The sequence below is a fragment of the Vibrio sp. Vf1514 genome (genome assembly GCF_052076135.1).
Taxonomy (GTDB): Bacteria; Pseudomonadota; Gammaproteobacteria; order Enterobacterales; family Vibrionaceae; genus Vibrio; species Vibrio furnissii.
On the sequence record NZ_CP197267.1, the window covers coordinates 451,080 to 468,761 of the forward strand.

The 17,682-nt window shown below is 50.8% G+C and carries 13 protein-coding genes and 8 tRNA genes; all 21 read left to right on the top strand.

Annotated features, from left to right (window positions below; genetic code table 11):
- Window positions 1-82 precede the first annotated feature (82 nt).
- The 21 genes from pncC (at window position 83) to gshA (ending at window position 17,681) form a co-directional block, all read left to right on the top strand.
- A complete protein-coding gene (pncC, locus tag ACS18Q_RS02160; protein ID WP_004723843.1) occupies window positions 83-577 on the top strand; it encodes a nicotinamide-nucleotide amidase in 495 nt (164 codons plus the stop codon).
- 166 nt (window positions 578-743) lie between these two features.
- Window positions 744-1,796, top strand: a complete 1,053-nt coding sequence (recA, locus tag ACS18Q_RS02165; RefSeq protein WP_004723845.1) for a recombinase RecA — start codon at window positions 744-746, stop codon at window positions 1,794-1,796.
- 94 nt (window positions 1,797-1,890) lie between these two features.
- Window positions 1,891-2,361, top strand: a complete 471-nt coding sequence (recX, locus tag ACS18Q_RS02170) for a recombination regulator RecX (protein ID WP_208549375.1) — start codon at window positions 1,891-1,893, stop codon at window positions 2,359-2,361.
- Window positions 2,362-2,538: 177 nt separating this feature from the next.
- On the top strand, window positions 2,539-5,121 hold the full coding sequence (gene alaS / locus ACS18Q_RS02175) for an alanine--tRNA ligase (RefSeq protein WP_441257324.1): 2,583 nt from the start codon (window positions 2,539-2,541) through the stop codon (window positions 5,119-5,121).
- A gap of 206 nt (window positions 5,122-5,327) precedes the next feature.
- Window positions 5,328-6,515: an aspartate kinase gene (locus ACS18Q_RS02180; protein ID WP_038150576.1), complete on the top strand. Its 1,188-nt coding sequence runs from the start codon at window positions 5,328-5,330 to the stop codon at window positions 6,513-6,515.
- Between the two features lie 92 nt (window positions 6,516-6,607).
- Window positions 6,608-6,805, top strand: a complete 198-nt coding sequence (gene csrA / locus ACS18Q_RS02185) for a carbon storage regulator CsrA (RefSeq protein WP_004415691.1) — start codon at window positions 6,608-6,610, stop codon at window positions 6,803-6,805.
- Between the two features lie 183 nt (window positions 6,806-6,988).
- Window positions 6,989-7,081, top strand: a tRNA-Ser gene (locus ACS18Q_RS02190).
- 39 nt (window positions 7,082-7,120) lie between these two features.
- A tRNA-Arg gene (locus tag ACS18Q_RS02195) sits at window positions 7,121-7,197 on the top strand.
- 53 nt (window positions 7,198-7,250) lie between these two features.
- Window positions 7,251-7,343 (top strand) — tRNA-Ser (locus tag ACS18Q_RS02200).
- 65 nt (window positions 7,344-7,408) lie between these two features.
- Window positions 7,409-7,485, top strand: a tRNA-Arg gene (locus tag ACS18Q_RS02205).
- Between the two features lie 55 nt (window positions 7,486-7,540).
- Window positions 7,541-7,617, top strand: a tRNA-Arg gene (locus ACS18Q_RS02210).
- Window positions 7,618-7,695: 78 nt separating this feature from the next.
- Window positions 7,696-7,772 (top strand) — tRNA-Arg (locus ACS18Q_RS02215).
- Window positions 7,773-7,827: 55 nt separating this feature from the next.
- Window positions 7,828-7,904: transfer RNA gene (locus ACS18Q_RS02220), tRNA-Arg, on the top strand.
- A 78-nt stretch (window positions 7,905-7,982) separates the two neighbouring features.
- Window positions 7,983-8,059: transfer RNA gene (locus ACS18Q_RS02225), tRNA-Arg, on the top strand.
- Window positions 8,060-8,428: 369 nt separating this feature from the next.
- A complete protein-coding gene (locus tag ACS18Q_RS02230) occupies window positions 8,429-8,686 on the top strand; it encodes an oxaloacetate decarboxylase subunit gamma (RefSeq protein WP_041942628.1) in 258 nt (85 codons plus the stop codon).
- A gap of 24 nt (window positions 8,687-8,710) precedes the next feature.
- A complete protein-coding gene (oadA, locus tag ACS18Q_RS02235; protein WP_441257325.1) occupies window positions 8,711-10,495 on the top strand; it encodes a sodium-extruding oxaloacetate decarboxylase subunit alpha in 1,785 nt (594 codons plus the stop codon).
- Between the two features lie 9 nt (window positions 10,496-10,504).
- The gene (locus tag ACS18Q_RS02240; protein ID WP_004723858.1) at window positions 10,505-11,635 is read left to right on the top strand and encodes a sodium ion-translocating decarboxylase subunit beta; all 1,131 of its coding nucleotides are present in this window, start codon (window positions 10,505-10,507) and stop codon (window positions 11,633-11,635) included.
- Window positions 11,636-11,743: 108 nt separating this feature from the next.
- Complete coding sequence (locus ACS18Q_RS02245; protein WP_004723861.1) at window positions 11,744-12,694, top strand: NADP-dependent oxidoreductase; 951 nt, start codon at window positions 11,744-11,746, stop codon at window positions 12,692-12,694.
- Entirely contained in the window at window positions 12,688-13,149 is a 462-nt protein-coding gene (locus ACS18Q_RS02250; RefSeq protein ID WP_014205768.1) for a YqaA family protein, read from the top strand. The genes ACS18Q_RS02245 and ACS18Q_RS02250 overlap by 7 nt, the downstream gene beginning before the upstream one ends.
- 9 nt (window positions 13,150-13,158) lie before the next feature.
- Window positions 13,159-16,014, top strand: a complete 2,856-nt coding sequence (locus tag ACS18Q_RS02255) for a M16 family metallopeptidase (protein ID WP_172561905.1) — start codon at window positions 13,159-13,161, stop codon at window positions 16,012-16,014.
- A gap of 101 nt (window positions 16,015-16,115) precedes the next feature.
- Window positions 16,116-17,681 carry a glutamate--cysteine ligase gene (gene gshA, locus ACS18Q_RS02260; protein WP_441257326.1) on the top strand — a complete coding sequence of 522 codons (1,566 nt, stop codon included), beginning with the start codon at window positions 16,116-16,118 and terminating at the stop codon, window positions 17,679-17,681.
- Window position 17,682 lies beyond the last annotated feature (1 nt).

Consider the following 17,682-nt stretch of genomic DNA (forward strand, 5'->3'; position numbering starts at 1 on the left):
GTTACATCTTTTGTTTGTGGACATAGCGGCTTAGGATACGTGAATCCCTATCGAGCGAAAAGACGCAAAGAGGTTTTTGGTTATGGAATTGCACCAAACATTAAGTCAGCAGGTTGGCGAACAATTACAGGCCGCCAATGAAGTGCTGGTGACGGCCGAATCATGCACCGGTGGCGGTGTGGCCACCGCGATTACGGATATTGCAGGCAGCTCCGCGTGGTTTGATCGCGCGTTTGTGACCTACAGTAATGAAGCAAAGCAAGAGATGATTGGGGTGAGCGCAGCCACGTTAACGCAATATGGCGCGGTGTCCGAACCGGTGGTGATTGAAATGGTGCAGGGCGCACTTGAGCACTCTTTGGGCACGGTCGGCGTCGCGATCAGCGGCATCGCTGGGCCCGGTGGTGGCAGCGAAGAAAAACCGGTCGGGACGGTTTGTTTTGCTTGGGCCGATACCCGTGGATGGTTGCTGGTAGAGACGCAGCGTTTCGCTGGCGATCGCGCGCAAGTTCGTCAACACGCGGTGGAATATGCACTGCGGACGTTGAGCAAACATTTATCAATGGCTGAAGCGTGACGTTTATCGGCTTGCGGCAACTTTTTTCCATACAGGGGTGGACACTGTATGAATCAACAGTATAATGAGCAGCAATCTGACAACAAATGTCGAACCGATTTCTACGCATTCACGTATCACTGTCGGTGCTCAAACATAAATAGATAGTGACAGTCTGGAGAAAGTAATGGACGAGAACAAACAGAAGGCTCTGGCCGCGGCCCTGGGTCAAATTGAAAAGCAATTCGGTAAAGGTTCTATCATGCGCTTGGGTGACAACCGCACGATGGACGTAGAAACGATTTCTACTGGTTCACTTTCTCTGGATATCGCATTGGGTGCTGGTGGCCTGCCAATGGGCCGTATCGTGGAAATCTACGGTCCAGAATCGTCGGGTAAAACCACGCTGACTCTGGAGCTGATTTCAGCGGCGCAACGCGAAGGTAAAACTTGTGCTTTCATCGATGCAGAGCACGCTCTGGATCCGGTTTACGCTCGTCGTCTGGGCGTGAAAATTGATGAGCTGCTGGTGTCTCAGCCAGATACCGGTGAGCAAGCGCTGGAAATCTGTGACGCGTTGGCGCGTTCAGGTGCTGTTGACGTGATCGTGGTTGACTCGGTTGCCGCATTGACGCCAAAAGCGGAGATTGAAGGTGAAATGGGCGACAGCCACATGGGTCTGCAAGCGCGTATGCTGTCTCAAGCGATGCGTAAACTGACAGGTAACCTGAAACAGTCAAACTGTATGTGTATCTTCATCAACCAAATCCGTATGAAGATTGGTGTGATGTTTGGTAACCCAGAAACCACAACTGGTGGTAACGCACTGAAATTCTATGCTTCTGTTCGTTTGGACATTCGTCGTACGGGTTCGATTAAAGAAGGCGATGAAGTGGTGGGCAACGAAACACGCATCAAAGTCGTGAAGAACAAAATTGCAGCACCGTTTAAAGAAGCCAACACGCAAATCATGTACGGCCAAGGCTTTAACCGTGAAGGTGAGCTGATTGAACTGGGCGTGAAGCACAAGCTGGTCGAAAAAGCAGGTGCTTGGTACAGCTACAACGGCGACAAAATTGGTCAAGGTAAAGCGAACGCATGCAAATACCTGCGCGAAAATCCTGAAGTGGCAAAGTTCATTGACGGCAAACTGCGTGAGATGCTGCTAAGCCCTGAACAAGTGGAAGTTGCGGAAGAGCCAGAGTTTGGTACTGTTCCAGAACAACAAGAAGAGTTTTAATTCAACGCTGATTGATAAAGCCCTGCACATGCGGGGCTTTTTGCTATCCGACTCTCTGCTATGAGATTGTGATTCGATTATCAATGGAAACACCATGTATTCACGTGCCCCCAAAATGACCTGTAAAGAAAATGCCCTGTTTCTGCTCTCGCGACGCGACCATGGGGAGTATGAGCTGCACCAAAAGCTGCTGATTAAAGGGTTTGAAGTGGCGGATGTCGAACAAGCCGTGTTGTATTGCCAAGAGCAGGGCTACCTCGATGATTTGCGCTACGCACAAAGTCAGGTTCGTCAGCACGTTGCCAAAGGGCATGGTGAACGACGCATTCGTCAGGAATTACAACAGAAGCGAGTGGCGGCGGATGTGGTGTCTGAGGCGCTCGACGAGGAAGGTGCCGATTGGTTTGAACTGGCCAAACAGACTGCGCAAAAAAAGTTTTCTTCACTCGCGACCCGTGACAACAAAGAATATGCCAAACGAGTACGTTTTTTGCAGTACCGCGGCTTTAGTTTCGATCAAATTCAGTACGCCCTCAGTGACGACGATGATCCCTCAATGGGATAATTTTTCACACTTACAACGGATATTTCTCGCTGCCTGAAATCGAATGCGCTGCGTCACATGAGGTTTCAATTTAGGTTTCAATTCATTTTCGTCTTTTCTTTAAGAAAACTAGGCGAACTCTTATCCATGCTTTACAATATCGCAAAATTCTAACTTGAGTATTTCAGGAAGAGCTGCATGTACATGAGCACGGATGAGGTTCGCCGCGCGTTCCTCTCATTCTTTGAAAGCAAAGGTCACCAAATCGTCGACAGTTCGTCGTTGGTGCCTGCTAATGACCCGACCCTGCTGTTCACCAACGCAGGTATGAACCAGTTTAAAGATTGTTTCCTAGGTTTGGAAAAGCGCGCCTATACGCGCGCGACCACGGCGCAACGTTGTGTGCGTGCCGGTGGTAAGCACAATGACCTGGAAAACGTCGGTTTCACCGCACGTCACCACACATTCTTCGAAATGTTGGGTAACTTCAGCTTTGGTGATTATTTCAAAGAAGATGCCATCAAGTTTGCATGGGAATTTCTGACTGAAGTACTGCAGCTACCAAAAGAGCGCCTGCTGGTCACGGTTTACCAAACTGACGACGAAGCGTTTGATATCTGGAACAAGCAGGTTGGTATTCCGGCGGATCGTATTGTTCGCATTGGTGACAAGCCAGGCGGTAAAGCGTACGAGTCCGATAACTTCTGGCAGATGGGTGACACGGGGCCTTGTGGTCCATGTACCGAGATCTTCTACGATCACGGCGAACACATCTGGGGTGGTCGTCCTGGCTCACCAGAAGAAGACGGTGACCGTTTCATCGAAATCTGGAACAACGTCTTTATGCAGTTCAACCGTCATGCCGATGGCAAGATGGAACCACTGCCGAAGCCGTCTGTAGATACCGGTATGGGCATCGAGCGTATCTCTGCCATCATGCAGGGTGTGCACTCCAACTATGAAATCGACGTTTTCCAAACACTGATCAAAGCTGCGGCTGATGTGATTGGCTACGACGATCTGTCGAACCAATCGCTACGCGTGGTTGCAGACCACATTCGTTCTTGTGCTTTCTTGATTGTTGATGGTGTGATGCCGTCAAACGAAGGCCGTGGTTACGTGCTGCGTCGTATCATTCGTCGCGCCGTTCGTCACGGGAACAAACTGGGCGCGAAAGGCGCATTCTTCTACAAACTGGTTGGCCCACTGGCAGACGTGATGGGTTCTGCGGGTGAAGAGCTGAAGAAACAGCACGCGATTGTGGAAAAAGTTCTGCGTATCGAAGAAGAAAACTTCGGCCGTACGCTGGATCGCGGCATGGCAATTCTGAACGAAGCGCTTGATGCACTGTCAGGCACTGAGCTGGATGGCGAAACCGTTTTCAAACTGTACGACACGTACGGCTTCCCAGCAGACTTGACCAATGATGTGGCACGTGAACGTGGCTTTACCATTGATGAAGCTGGTTTTGAAGCGGCGATGGAAGAGCAGCGTCAACGTGCACGTGAAGCGGGTCATTTCGGTACCGACTACAACCAGTTGATTAAAGTGGAAGGTGTAACGGAGTTCTGCGGTTACAGCGCGACTCAAGGTGAAAGCACCATCACAGAAATGTTTGTGGAAGGCCAAGCTGCGGCGTCTTTGTCTGCGGGCGATAAAGCCATCATCGTGCTGAATGAAACGCCATTCTACGCGGAATCGGGTGGCCAATGTGGCGATGCGGGCGTGCTGAAAACTGACGCCGGTGTGTTCCATGTGGTCGACACTCAGAAACTGGGTAACGCGATTGCGCATCACGGCGTGATGGCCGAAGGCGTATTTGCTCAAGGCGATACCGTTCATGCGATCGTTGACGCGAAACGTCGCGCTGCGATTTCTCTGAACCACTCTGCGACGCACTTGCTGCACGCTGCGCTGCGCCGCGTTCTGGGCGAGCACGTCATGCAAAAAGGTTCGCTGGTTCGCGCCGAAGGCCTGCGTTTTGACTTTTCTCATTTGGAAGCTGTTTCTGCGGCTGAGCTGAAAGAAGTTGAGCGTCTGGTGAACGAACAAGTGCGTACCAACCACCGTATTGAAACCAACATCATGGATATCGACGCTGCGAAAGCAAAAGGCGCGATGGCTCTATTTGGTGAGAAATACGACGAACAGGTGCGAGTGCTGTCGATGGGCGATTTCTCGACTGAACTGTGTGGCGGTATTCACGCCAGCAGCACCGGTGATATCGGTCTATTCAAGATCACCTCGGAAAGCGGCATCGCGGCGGGCATTCGCCGTATTGAAGCGGTTACGGGTGAAGCTGCGCTGGATTATCTTGACGCTCAGCACGCTCAGTTTGAAAGCAAAGTGGCTGACATGGCCTCGAAAGCCAAAGGTCTGGAAAAAGAAATTCAGCACCTGAAAGACAAACTGGCAGCGAAAGAAAGTGCCAGCCTGACGAGCAAAGTGAAAGACATTGCTGGCGTCAAAGTGCTGGTGGCACAGCTTGACGGTGCGGATAACAAAGCACTGCGCGGTATGGTTGATGAACTGAAAAACCAACTGGGTAGTGGCATCATCATGCTGGGTAACGTGGCAGACGATAAAGTTGGCCTGATTGCTGGTGTAACCAAAGACCTGACGTCGAAAGTGAAAGCCGGAGAACTGGTGAACATGGTTGCGCAGCAAGTGGGTGGTAAAGGCGGTGGTCGCCCAGATATGGCTCAAGCCGGTGGTAGCGATGCAGCGGCATTGCCATCCGCCTTGGGGTCTGTAGACGCTTGGATTGCTGAGCGTCTATAACAAACTGAAATAATTAGCGCTCAATCAAGACAAATTTTGATTGAGCGTAACTTTATCTGGTCAACCAAGTGGTTTAATTGGCGTGAGTTTCATACAGTCGATTAACCGCTTGGTTTTGTTTTTGTAACTACTAAACTGATAGACAACTCGTTGGTGAGCAACAGTTTAGTCCGAATGAGACTTTGGTCTTGGGAAGGTGAATACTGGTGAAAAAGCCCCTTATCGTGCAAAAGTTCGGTGGAACTTCCGTTGGCTCAATTGAGCGCATGCATACTGTCGCCGAACACATCATTAAAGCGAAAAATGATGGTAATCAAGTTGTTGTTGTTGTTTCTGCCATGTCAGGAGAAACCAACCGACTGCTGGGTTTAGCCCAACAAGTGGATAGCGTACCAACCGCTAGGGAACTTGATGTTTTGCTCTCTGCTGGTGAGCAGGTGTCTATGGCACTGGTAGCGATGACTCTGAATAAACTGGGTTATGCTGCTCGCTCTCTAACCGGAGCTCAAGCGAACATTGTGACGGATAATCAACACAATGACGCGACGATTAAAACGATTGATACACGAACGATTACGGAACTGCTGGCACAAGACCAGATTGTTGTTGTAGCCGGTTTTCAGGGTATCAATGAAAATGGGGATATCACCACTTTAGGTCGTGGTGGCTCGGATACCAGTGCAGTGACATTGGCCGGAGCGCTCAACGCAGATGAATGTCAAATCTTCACTGATGTTGATGGGGTTTATACATGTGACCCTCGTGTTGTACCCAAAGCAAAGAAACTGGACATCATTGATTTTCCATCGATGGAAGAAATGGCTCGTAAAGGCGCGAAAGTGCTGCACCTGCCGTGTGTTCAGTATGCTTGGGAAAATCAGGTTCCACTGCGCGTGCTGTCGACGTTTGATGTAAACGACGGCAGCTTGATTAAAGGCGAACAAGGTTCGCAAGCTGTATGTGGCCTGGCAATCCAACGTGACATGTCTTTGGTGACCGTTGAACAGGATTCATTAGCCAGCCTGATGAAACAGTGTCAGATGTTAGGTGTAGAAGTCTGGAATGTGATCGAAAAGACAGAATGGGCAGGTGTTGTGATAAAACGCGATGCCTGTGCCAAGTTGGATCTGGTGTTCAGCGACAAAATCCGTAATAGTGAACATGTGAGTTTACTGACTACGGTCGGTCTGCAAGCGCCTGACTTAGCGGAGCATTCTTGTGCATTGTTGTCAGAACAGGGCATCGATGTACATTATGTCTCCACGACTTCACAATCATTGATGTTAATGCTTGCGCCGCACTGCGTTGAGGAAGCGGCAAATATTTTGCACGAAGCTTATATCGATTCTGAAACACTCGTGGACTTTCAGCCTAAACATGCATTTTTAGGCTGATTTGACTGCAATAGAGAGTTTACGAAAATATAACTTTTAGTGGATAATAACGTAGTTGCAAGATAATACAGAGATTACTCAAGGAGCAAAGAATGCTAATTTTGACTCGCCGCGTTGGCGAAACACTCATGATCGGTGACGAAGTAACAGTAACTGTACTGGGCGTAAAAGGTAACCAAGTACGTATCGGTGTGAACGCACCGAAAGAAGTTTCTGTGCACCGTGAAGAAATCTACATGCGCATTCAAGCTGAAAAAGGTAATGGTAACGTTGCGTCAGGCAACTACTAATTATCAACGAAAAGGCTGGCAATTTTGTCAGCCTTTTTTGTGCTTCATGTGTCCGTTTTTAATAAAAGTGTAATTTCACACCGCTTTGATTAAATAGCCAACGGTTAAGCAGTTTTTTCCAATTTTTGCCAAGAAAGTGTTTGACATATTTTTGGTAAATCGTAATATGTGCCTCCGCAAGACGGTGAGGTGGCCGAGAGGCCGAAGGCGCTCCCCTGCTAAGGGAGTATGCGGTTTGTAGCCGCATCGAGGGTTCGAATCCCTCCCTCACCGCCATTTCTTGCGACGCTTAATTTAGCACATTAAGTGAAATGCGCGTCCGTAGCTCAGCTGGATAGAGTACCTGGCTACGAACCAGGCGGTCAGAGGTTCGAATCCTCTCGGACGCGCCATATTCTCTCGGGAATATGAAGATTCTGAAACGTAAGTTTTGGAAAAGAAACGTGGTGAGGTGGCCGAGAGGCCGAAGGCGCTCCCCTGCTAAGGGAGTATGCGGTTTGTAGCCGCATCGAGGGTTCGAATCCCTCCCTCACCGCCATTTCTTCGCCTTCGGGCAAATTTTTGTTTTCAAACAACAAAAACGTGATATACTTCACAACCTGCGCGCTCGTAGCTCAGCTGGATAGAGTACCTGGCTACGAACCAGGCGGTCAGAGGTTCGAATCCTCTCGAGCGCGCCATTATTAATAAGCTCTTGATTTATCAGGAGTCGATTGTGAAAACAATCAAGCCTGCGCGTCCGTAGCTCAGCTGGATAGAGTACCTGGCTACGAACCAGGCGGTCAGAGGTTCGAATCCTCTCGGACGCGCCATTCTTTCTTCTTGAAAGAATACAGTGAATAAGGGTAACGCCCTGATCCTGAACAGTTTTGTTTAGCATCGAAAACAGCGCGCTCGTAGCTCAGCTGGATAGAGTACCTGGCTACGAACCAGGCGGTCAGAGGTTCGAATCCTCTCGAGCGCGCCATTATTAATAAGTTCTTGATTTTTCAAGAGTCGATTGTGAAAACAATCAAGCCTGCGCGTCCGTAGCTCAGCTGGATAGAGTACCTGGCTACGAACCAGGCGGTCAGAGGTTCGAATCCTCTCGGACGCGCCATTCTTTCTTCTTGAAAGAATACTGTGAATAAGGGTAATGCCCTGATCCTGAACAACCTTGTTTGGTATCGAAAATAGCGCGCTCGTAGCTCAGCTGGATAGAGTACCTGGCTACGAACCAGGCGGTCAGAGGTTCGAATCCTCTCGAGCGCGCCATCCTTACAAAGCCTCGCATTCGCGAGGCTTTTTTATTTACATTTCATTATCATCTTGTTTATCTATATTTTACAACTCATTGTTTTAAAGGGATTTTTTCCACTTTATTAACTGCATCTCAATTTTCGTTTTGAATCTTCTTTAATCTGGGCATATTCGCCACAAAAGTTAGAACGTTTGTCGGTCATTTCACGACGTTTTGTGATTTGTGTGACGAATTTTCAACCGATTGTGTGTGCCGAGCACAACTGTGTAGTGAACAAAATTGACAATTTTTCACCAAAATTGATAATTTCGTTTCACATGTTGGCGTGAGATGGTCGCTCATGCTCAACATATGTTGTCAGGATGACAAAGAAAGGAAGCAACATGACTAATATTGGAAGCCTGCTAGTGGATGCGGCCACCCTCATGATCACGGGGATGTCGGTCGTATTTCTATTCCTCACCATTCTGGTTTATCTCGTTCGATGCATGTCTAAATGGGTACCACAAGAAGTGCCACCATCGTTCGCCGCACCAACCCCAGCGAAAAAAGTGCAACCCACCTCTGCGGCTGTGAGTCCTCAGGTTGTCGCCGCTATTTCCGCTGCCGTACATCAGTATCGTACTTCAGCGTCGAAGTAGTCCGGATTAAAAGGAGTTATACACATGTCTAAACCTCTCGCTATTACCGATGTCGTCCTTCGTGACGCGCATCAATCACTGTTTGCGACGCGTCTGCGTCTGGACGATATGCTGCCGATTGCGGCTGAACTGGATAAAGTGGGTTACTGGTCGCTGGAAACTTGGGGTGGCGCGACCTTTGACGCTTGCATTCGTTATCTCGGGGAAGACCCATGGGAACGTCTACGCGCGCTCAAACAGGCCATGCCGAACACACCGATGCAAATGCTGTTGCGTGGGCAAAACTTGCTGGGTTATCGCCATTACGCTGATGATGTGGTGGCAAAATTCGTGGAACGTGCGCATACCAACGGGATGGATGTGTTCCGTATCTTTGATGCCATGAATGATGTCCGCAACTTCGAACAAGCGGTCAAAGCGACGATTGATGTCGGCGCGCACGCTCAAGGCACGCTCTCTTACACCACCAGTCCCGTGCACAACGCGGATACGTGGGTTGATTTGGCGAAACGTTTGGAAGATCTCGGCTGCCATTCGCTGTGTATCAAAGACATGTCAGGGCTGTTGAAGCCGTATGAGGCAGAAGAGCTGATCACGCGTATCAAAGCATCCTGTGCTGTACCCCTAGCGTTGCATTGCCATGCCACTACAGGTTTATCGACCGCAACAGCAATCAAAGCGGTGGAAGCGGGCATTGATATTCTTGACACCGCCATCTCTTCGATGAGTCAAACATACGGGCATACCCCTACGGAAACCGTGGTGGCGATGCTGCAAGGTACGGCGCGTGATACACATTTGCAGCTGGAACAACTGGAACCGATTGCTGCTTATTTCCGTGACGTACGCAAGAAGTACGCGAAGTTTGAAGGTCAGTTGAAAGGGGTGGATTCACGCATTCTGATTGCTCAGGTGCCGGGCGGCATGCTGACGAATATGGAAAGTCAGTTGAAAGAGCAAGGAGCCGCGGATCGCTTGGATGAGGTTCTAAAAGAGATCCCTCGCGTGCGTGAAGACTTGGGCTTTATTCCTTTGGTGACGCCGACCTCGCAAATTGTGGGCACGCAAGCGGTGATCAACGTCTTGACCGGTGAGCGCTATAAGAGCATTACCAAAGAAACTGCAGGTGTTCTCAAAGGGGAATATGGTGCGGCACCAGCCTCAGTCAATGCGGAGCTGCAAGCCAAAGTGCTTGAAGGGAAAGCCGCTATCACTTGTCGTCCTGCGGATCTGCTGAATGCCGAAATGGATCATTTGACCACTGAATTGCTGGAAAAAGCGAAAGCGGACGGCATTTCACTGGCTGAAGATACAGTCGATGACGTGCTGACTTATGCCTTGTTCCCACAAGTGGGCCTTAAATTCCTCAAAAACCGTCATAATCCGGAAGCGTTTGAACCGGCGCCGGGCAATGAACCGGCACCCGTCGTGGCGGCTGATCCAACATTGGCTGGCGGCGTTGAAACTTACAGCGTACGTGTGGATGGCCAAGTGTATGACGTCGAAGTGGGACCGCAAGGTCAACTGACCTCCGTGACGCCAGCATCCGCAGGCCAAGCGGTGCCGACTGCGGCTCCGGCGGCCGTCAGCGCAAATGCGGAATCGGTGCCAGCGCCGCTGGCGGGGAATATCTTCAAAATCAATGTGCAAAGCGGGAGCGAAGTGGCCGAAGGTGACATTTTGATCGTGCTGGAAGCGATGAAGATGGAAACCGAAATTCGCGCGGCGCGCGGCGGTGTCGTGCAGGATCTTCATGTTAAAGAAGGGGATTCTGTGACGGTTGGTGCGCCTCTGTTGAGTTTGGCATAAGGAAGAACCATGGACGGATTAATCACCTTATGGTCTGAAACGGGCATTGCAAACTTCGAACTCGGCCAGATCATCATGATCATGGTGGGCGGCTTGCTGCTGTTTTTGGCGATTCGTAAAGGGTTTGAACCTTTGCTGCTATTGCCCATCGGGTTTGGTGCTGTGTTGGCCAACATTCCCAATGCTGGTTTTACTGAACCGGGTGGTCTGCTGTACTACGTCTATCACGTGGGGATTGAGTCAGGGGTCTTCCCACTCTTGATCTTCATGGGGGTTGGGGCGATGACGGATTTCGGGGCATTGATTGCGAATCCGAAAACGTTATGGTTAGGTGCGGCAGCGCAGTTGGGGATTTTTGCGACCCTGTTTGGCGCTATTTTGTTGAACTACGTGCCGGGCATGGAATTCACCATGGCAGACGCTTCCTCCATCGCGATTATCGGAGGCGCGGATGGCCCAACGGCGATATTCCTTGCCAGTCAGCTTTCGCCTGATCTGTTGGGCGCGATTGCGGTGGCGGCCTATAGCTACATGGCGTTGGTGCCGATCATTCAGCCGCCCATCATGAAAGCGTTAACCACACCAGAAGAACGTCAGATCAAAATGGCGCAATTGCGCCACGTCGGCAAAACCGAAAAAATCATCTTTCCTTTGGTGGTGTTATTGATGACGATTTTGTTCTTGCCCGCGGCGACACCTTTGGTGGGCATGTTCTGTCTCGGTAACTTGATGCGCGAAGCCGGCGTCGTGGAGCGTTTGTCGAAGACGGCGCAAAACGAGCTGATCAACATCGTGACGATTTTCTTGGGCTTAGGGGTCGGTTCAAAATTGCAGGCTGATAAATTCCTAAACCTTGAAACGTTGGGCATTCTGGCGCTGGGCGCGGTCGCGTTCAGCATCGGGACGGCTGGCGGTGTGATCATGGCGAAGATCCTCAACAAGTTCTCCAAAGAAGACATCAACCCACTGATTGGTGCGGCCGGTGTGTCGGCGGTGCCAATGGCGGCGCGCGTGGTGAACAAAGTGGGTTTGGAAGCCAATCCACAGAACTTCTTGCTGATGCATGCCATGGGGCCCAACGTGGCCGGGGTGCTGGGGTCGGCAGTTGCGGCCGGGGTGCTGTTGGCGCTGGTCGGTTAATCTCTGGTTAAATTGCGAACTGAGAGTTAACGGTTACTAATAAAATGGTATATATTCAAAGGGATGCTTCGGCATCCCTTTTTATTTGCCTCAATAGGGACCTTGGAAATGGACAACAAGCAGATTGCAATCACCCAGTTTGGCGGGCCAGAAGTGCTCGCGATTCAAACCACCGCGATACCTGAACCTCAGGCTGGCGAAGTGTTAGTCAAAGTGGCATTTTCAGGCATCAACCCTATTGATGTAAAAACCCGTGCCGGTCTTGGCTGGGCAGCTGCGCAGAACAAAGACAATCTACCTTGGGTGCCGGGCTACGATATTGCAGGCACCGTGGTCAGCGTGGGCGACGGCGTTCGCGAACTCAAAGCTGGGGTTCATGTGGCCGGTTTTATTGGTTTTCCACTGCGGGGCGGTGGGTACAGCCAATATGTGTGCGTGCCGGAAAAAGAGCTCAGCATTGTTCCTGATGCCGTGACCCTTGAAGCGGCGGCGGTGCTGCCTCTGGCGGGGCAGACCGCGGCACAGGCGCTCAATAAAGCCCAAGTGAAAGAGGGCGATCGAGTGTTGATCCTCGCAGGCGCCGGTGGTGTGGGGCATTTGGCGGTGCAAATCGCGATTGCGGCGAAAGCCGAAGTCTATACCACATGCAGCGAAAGCAACCTCGATTATCTGGCGACCTTGGGCGCGCACGCGATCAATTATAACTTTGCGCCAGTGTCTCAGCGCTTAGAGCAAGTAGACGTGCTGATCGATTTGGTTGGCGGTGATGCAGCGTTGGATGCACTCAAATGTCTGAACGATCATGCCCGCGTGGTGACGGTACCGACTTTGAGTGCGGAACTGATCTGCGAGAAAGCCAAAATGCTCGGCTTTGAGGCGACTGGCATGCTGGTTGACCCCAACCCAGAACAACTCAACACCATGCTTTACATGGTGAGTGTTGGGCTCTTGAAGACCGAAATTCAGCAAGTGTATCCAATGAGCGACGTGCAGCAAGCGCACACTCAAATTGAGTCCGGACACACGCGGGGCAAGGTGTTGCTTGATATGCAATGCTAGAGTGGTTTAACTCTGGCTTTACCGAACTGGCACTGCTGTTTTCTAACTCCGCCCTCTGGGTTTTGTTCCTCGGGGGCTTTTTGAGTGCAACGTTGCTTCCGGGCGGCTCGGAAGCGGCGTTAGTGGCAACGCTGTCTCTGCAACAATATTCCGTGTTGATGGTGATCGTGGTCGCGACCGTGGGCAATACCCTCGGTGGCGTAACCAACTATTGGTTAGGTTTGTGGCTGCCTAATCGAACTGAACACGAAAAACAAGGTCATAAAGCATTAGCCTGGCTGAATAAACACGGCTATTGGGCATTACTGTTGAGCTGGTTACCCATCATTGGTGATCCGCTCTGTCTGGCAGCTGGCTGGCTTCGCATGAATTGGTTTCCCGTCTTTACACTCATCCTGATTGGTAAAGCATTACGTTATTCACTGCTGGCTGCTCTCTTTTATGGTTTTTTCTAAGGAGAAGTCATGAGAAAACTTTGGTTTGGTGCTGTTTCTCTTATCGCCTTGTATGGCTGCTCATCCACATCGGCACCGGTGTCGCTTTTCTCCTCTCTGCCTTCCGGAGTGTCGCTGGTCGAAACCGTCGACGCACAACCGGGAAAAGTGATGATCCCGTATTCCAAATACCGTCTTGATAATGGGTTGACGGTGATTCTATCGCCGGATCACTCCGATCCGCTAGTGCATGTGGACGTGACTTATCACGTGGGATCTGCTCGCGAAGTGGCCGGGAAATCGGGTTTCGCGCATTTCTTTGAGCACATGATGTTTCAAGGCTCAAAGCACGTTGGCGATCAGCAACATTTTCGCATTATCACCGAAGCGGGCGGGTCGCTGAATGGCACCACCAACCGCGACCGGACCAACTACTACGAAACCGTACCGTCGAATCAGTTGGAAAAAGTGTTGTGGTTGGAATCGGATCGCATGGGCTTTTTGCTCGATGCGGTGTCGCAGCGTAAATTTGAAATTCAGCGCGATACGGTGAAAAACGAGCGCGCGCAAAACTACGACAACCGTCCATATGGTTTGATCTGGGAGAAAATGGGTGAAGCCATGTACCCAGAAGGTCATCCGTATTCATGGCAAACTATTGGCTATGTTGACGATCTCGACCGAGTCGACGTGAATGATCTGAAAGCGTTTTTCCTACGCTGGTATGGTCCGAACAATGCGGTGCTCACCATTGGTGGTGACATCGATGTGGATAAAACGCTGGCGTGGGTGAGCAAATACTTTGGCTCGATTCCACAAGGCCCTGAAGTCGACAATGCGCCCAAACAACCTGCTACTTTAACTGAAGATCGTTTTGTGACGCTGCAAGATCGCATTCAGCAACCGATGGTGGTGATTGGTTGGCCAACGGCTTATCGCGGCGCGAGCGATCAGGCCTCACTGGATGCGCTGGCAAAAGTGTTGGGCAGTGGTTCAAACAGCTTGTTGTATCAGAATCTGGTCAAAACACAAAAAGCGGTCGATGCCGGCGCGTTCCAAGATTGTGCGGAATTGGCGTGTAATTTTTACGTTTATGCCATGGCGCCTTCGGGGGACAAAGCGCAGCTTCAACCGTTGTATCACGAGTTGATGCAGACGTTGCAACAGTTCAAACAGTCGGGAGTTGATAAAGCGCGCCTTGAGCAGATCACCGGCATGGCGGAAGCCAATGCGGTGTTTGCGCTGGAAAGCGTGCAAGGCAAAGTGACTCAACTGGCCAGTAACCAAACGTTCTACGGCCAACCGGATCGCATCGAAACGCAACTTGCGGAACTACGTGCAGTGTCGCCACAATCGGTGTCGCAGGCGTATCAGCGTTACCTTGAAGGGCAGCATAAAGTGACCTTGAGCGTCGTGCCGAAAGGTCAAACGCAACTGGCGGTTCAAGCGGATAACTTCACGCCGCCAGCACGCACCTTGCCGACGTATCATAAGATCAGCGACAGTGATCTTCATTATCGTGCAGTGAAGGACAATTTCGATCGTTCATTGATGCCGAAAGTGGCTGAAGCGGTGCAAGCACACATGCCACCGCTGTATGACATCTATTTCGACAATGGTGCAGAACTTCTCGGCACGCAGACCACCGAAACACCTACCGTGCTGGTCGAGATCAAGCTGCCTGCAGGGGAGCGCCATGTGGCACCGGGGAAAGAAGGATTGGCGAATCTGACGGCAGCCATGCTGGAAGAAGGGTCGACGACGCGAACCGTTGAGCAGATTCAAGCCCAATTGGATCAATTGGGCTCTCAAGTGAGTGTCAGTGCCAATGCTTACTCAACCAGCATTGTGATTTCGAGTTTGAAAAAGAACCTAGCCGAAACCATGGCTGTGGTTGAAGAAGTGCTGTTTAAACCCGGATTTCGAAAAGACGATTTCAACCGCATCAAACAGCAAATGATTCAAGGCACCGTGTATCAACACCAGCAACCGGGGTGGTTGGCTTCGCAAGCCACGCGTCAGGTGCTGTTCGGCGATTCGATTTTTGCGCGCGCCAGTGATGGGACGCAGGCATCCATTGCGGCGTTGACGCTTGAGGATGTGAAGCACTTCTATCACCAATACTACACACCGCATGGTGCGCAAATTGTGGTTGTGGGCGACATCGGTAAACGGGACGTGCGTAAACAGCTGCAATTCTTTGCTCAGTGGCAAGGGGAAGCGTCTCCATTGCTGCGCCCGCAAGTGGTGCCGAATCTGACGGGGCAGAAAATCTACCTCGTTGATAAACCGGGAGCGCCGCAAACCATCGTCCGTTTGGTGCGTCGAGGTCTGCCGTTTGACGCGACTGGCGAGCTGTATTTAAGTCAACTGGCCAACTTTAACTTGGCCGGGAATTTCAACAGTCGCATCAACCAGAATCTGCGTGAAGATAAAGGCTACACCTACGGCGCCAGCAGTTACTTTGCCAGCAATCGAGAAGTGGGGGCGATTGTGTTCAATGCGCAGGTACGCGCCGATGCCACAGTGCCTTCGATTGTCGAAATGGAAAAAGAGATGGATCGATTTAGCCAGCAAGGGCTGACGAAAGAAGAGATGACGTTCTTGCGTTTGGCGGTGGGCCAGCAAGATGCGCTCAGTTATGAAACGCCATCACAGAAAGCGCAGCTCCTAAGTAGTATCCTGACTTACAGCTTGGATAAGGATTATCTGCAGCAGCGCAATGACATCGTCAAAAGCGTGGATAAGTCGACATTGGATGAACTGGCCGCAAAATGGTTTGTGCCAACGGACTACCAAATCATTGTTGTGGGTGATGCCAAATCGCTCAAACCCCAGCTAGAAAAGTTAACTATTCCCGTAGAAGAGCTTGAAATCATCCGCTAGAGTACACATTAAAGAGGAGGCGAAGTTCCGCCTCCTGCTTCTATCGTGGCGGGTTAAGCTCAGCTTCATTGGATTTATAACATTTATAAGCGAATCTCATTTTGACTAATTTTGCCGCGCGACTTGAACGAGTTGCTCATCAACCTGAAGTGTTTCAACAGTTTGGCCGAGGTGTTGAACGTGAAACGCTGCGTTACACTCCTGAGGGGGTGATTGCCCAAACACCTCATCCAACCGCGCTGGGTTCGGCACTGACCAATCGCTGGATCACAACGGATTTCGCTGAATCTCTGCTGGAGTTTATTACTCCGGTTTCGCATGATGTTCCGACGCTAATGTCGCAGTTGGCCGACATTCACCACTTTGCACAAAGCAAAATCGGTGAAGAAAAACTGTGGCCATTGTCGATGCCATGCTATGTCGGCAATGAAGATGACATCACGCTGGCTCAATACGGCTCGTCCAATTCTGGCCGCATGAAAACCCTTTATCGTACCGGCCTGAAGCGTCGCTACGGTAGCCTGATGCAAATCATTTCTGGTGTTCATTTCAACTTTTCTTTCCCGGACTCATTTTGGGACGCCCTGTATGGCGAACAATCAGAAGAACAACGTCAGGCCACAAAATCGGATGCCTATTTTGCGCTGATCCGCAACTATTACCGCTTTGGCTGGTTAATTCCTTACTTTTTTGGGGCGTCACCGGCATTGTGCTCGTCATTCATTCAAGGGCGTGAAACGTCGCTGGCGTTTGAGAACATCGGGCAGACCCTGTATCTGCCGCACGCTACCTCTTTGCGTTTGAGTGATTTGGGTTACACCAACCACGCACAAAGCGTGCTTAAAATTGGATTTAATGGCATTGAGCAATACCTCGCCGGACTCAATGCGGCGATTCGCACCCCGTCTGACGAGTTTGCCGAGATTGGCGTGAAAGTGGCGGGCGAATACCGTCAGCTCAACAGTAATGTGCTGCAGATTGAGAATGAACTCTACGCGCCCATTCGTCCAAAACGTGTGGCGAAAAGTGGCGAGAAACCGTCTGAAGCGCTGGCGCGTGGCGGCGTGGAATACATTGAAGTGCGCTCACTGGATGTGAACCCATTTAGTCCGATTGGCATCAGCGAGCAGCAAGTCCGCTTCCTCGATCTGTTCCTCACGTGGACCGCATTGACCGATTCGGATCCAATGGACGATTGCGAATTGGCTTGCTGGCGTGATAACTGGAGCAAAGTGGTGCTGGAAGGGCGCAAGCCAGGGCTGGAGCTGCAAATTGGTTGTCACGGCGAGAAATTGTCGCTGCAAGCTTGGGCCAAACGCGTATTTGCTGATTTGTCTCTGATTGCTGAACTGATGGATTCCGTGCATGGTGGCAGCGCGTATCAGGATGTGTGTCGCGAGCTTGAAAGCTGGATCGATCATCCGGAACGGACGTTGTCAGCACAGACGTTGGCGCTAACCAAAGAACATGGCGGTCTTGGAAAAACGGGCTGTGCACTGGGCTTGAAATACCGCGAACAGAACTTGAACCATCAATACAAAGTGTACTCCGCGACGCTCATGGAAGAGGAAGTTGTGCGCTCGGTTGCCGCTCAGCAGCAGCTTGAGCAGCAAGACCAACAGAGCTTTGATGCGTTTCTTGAACACTACTTTGCCTATCTGAAATAAC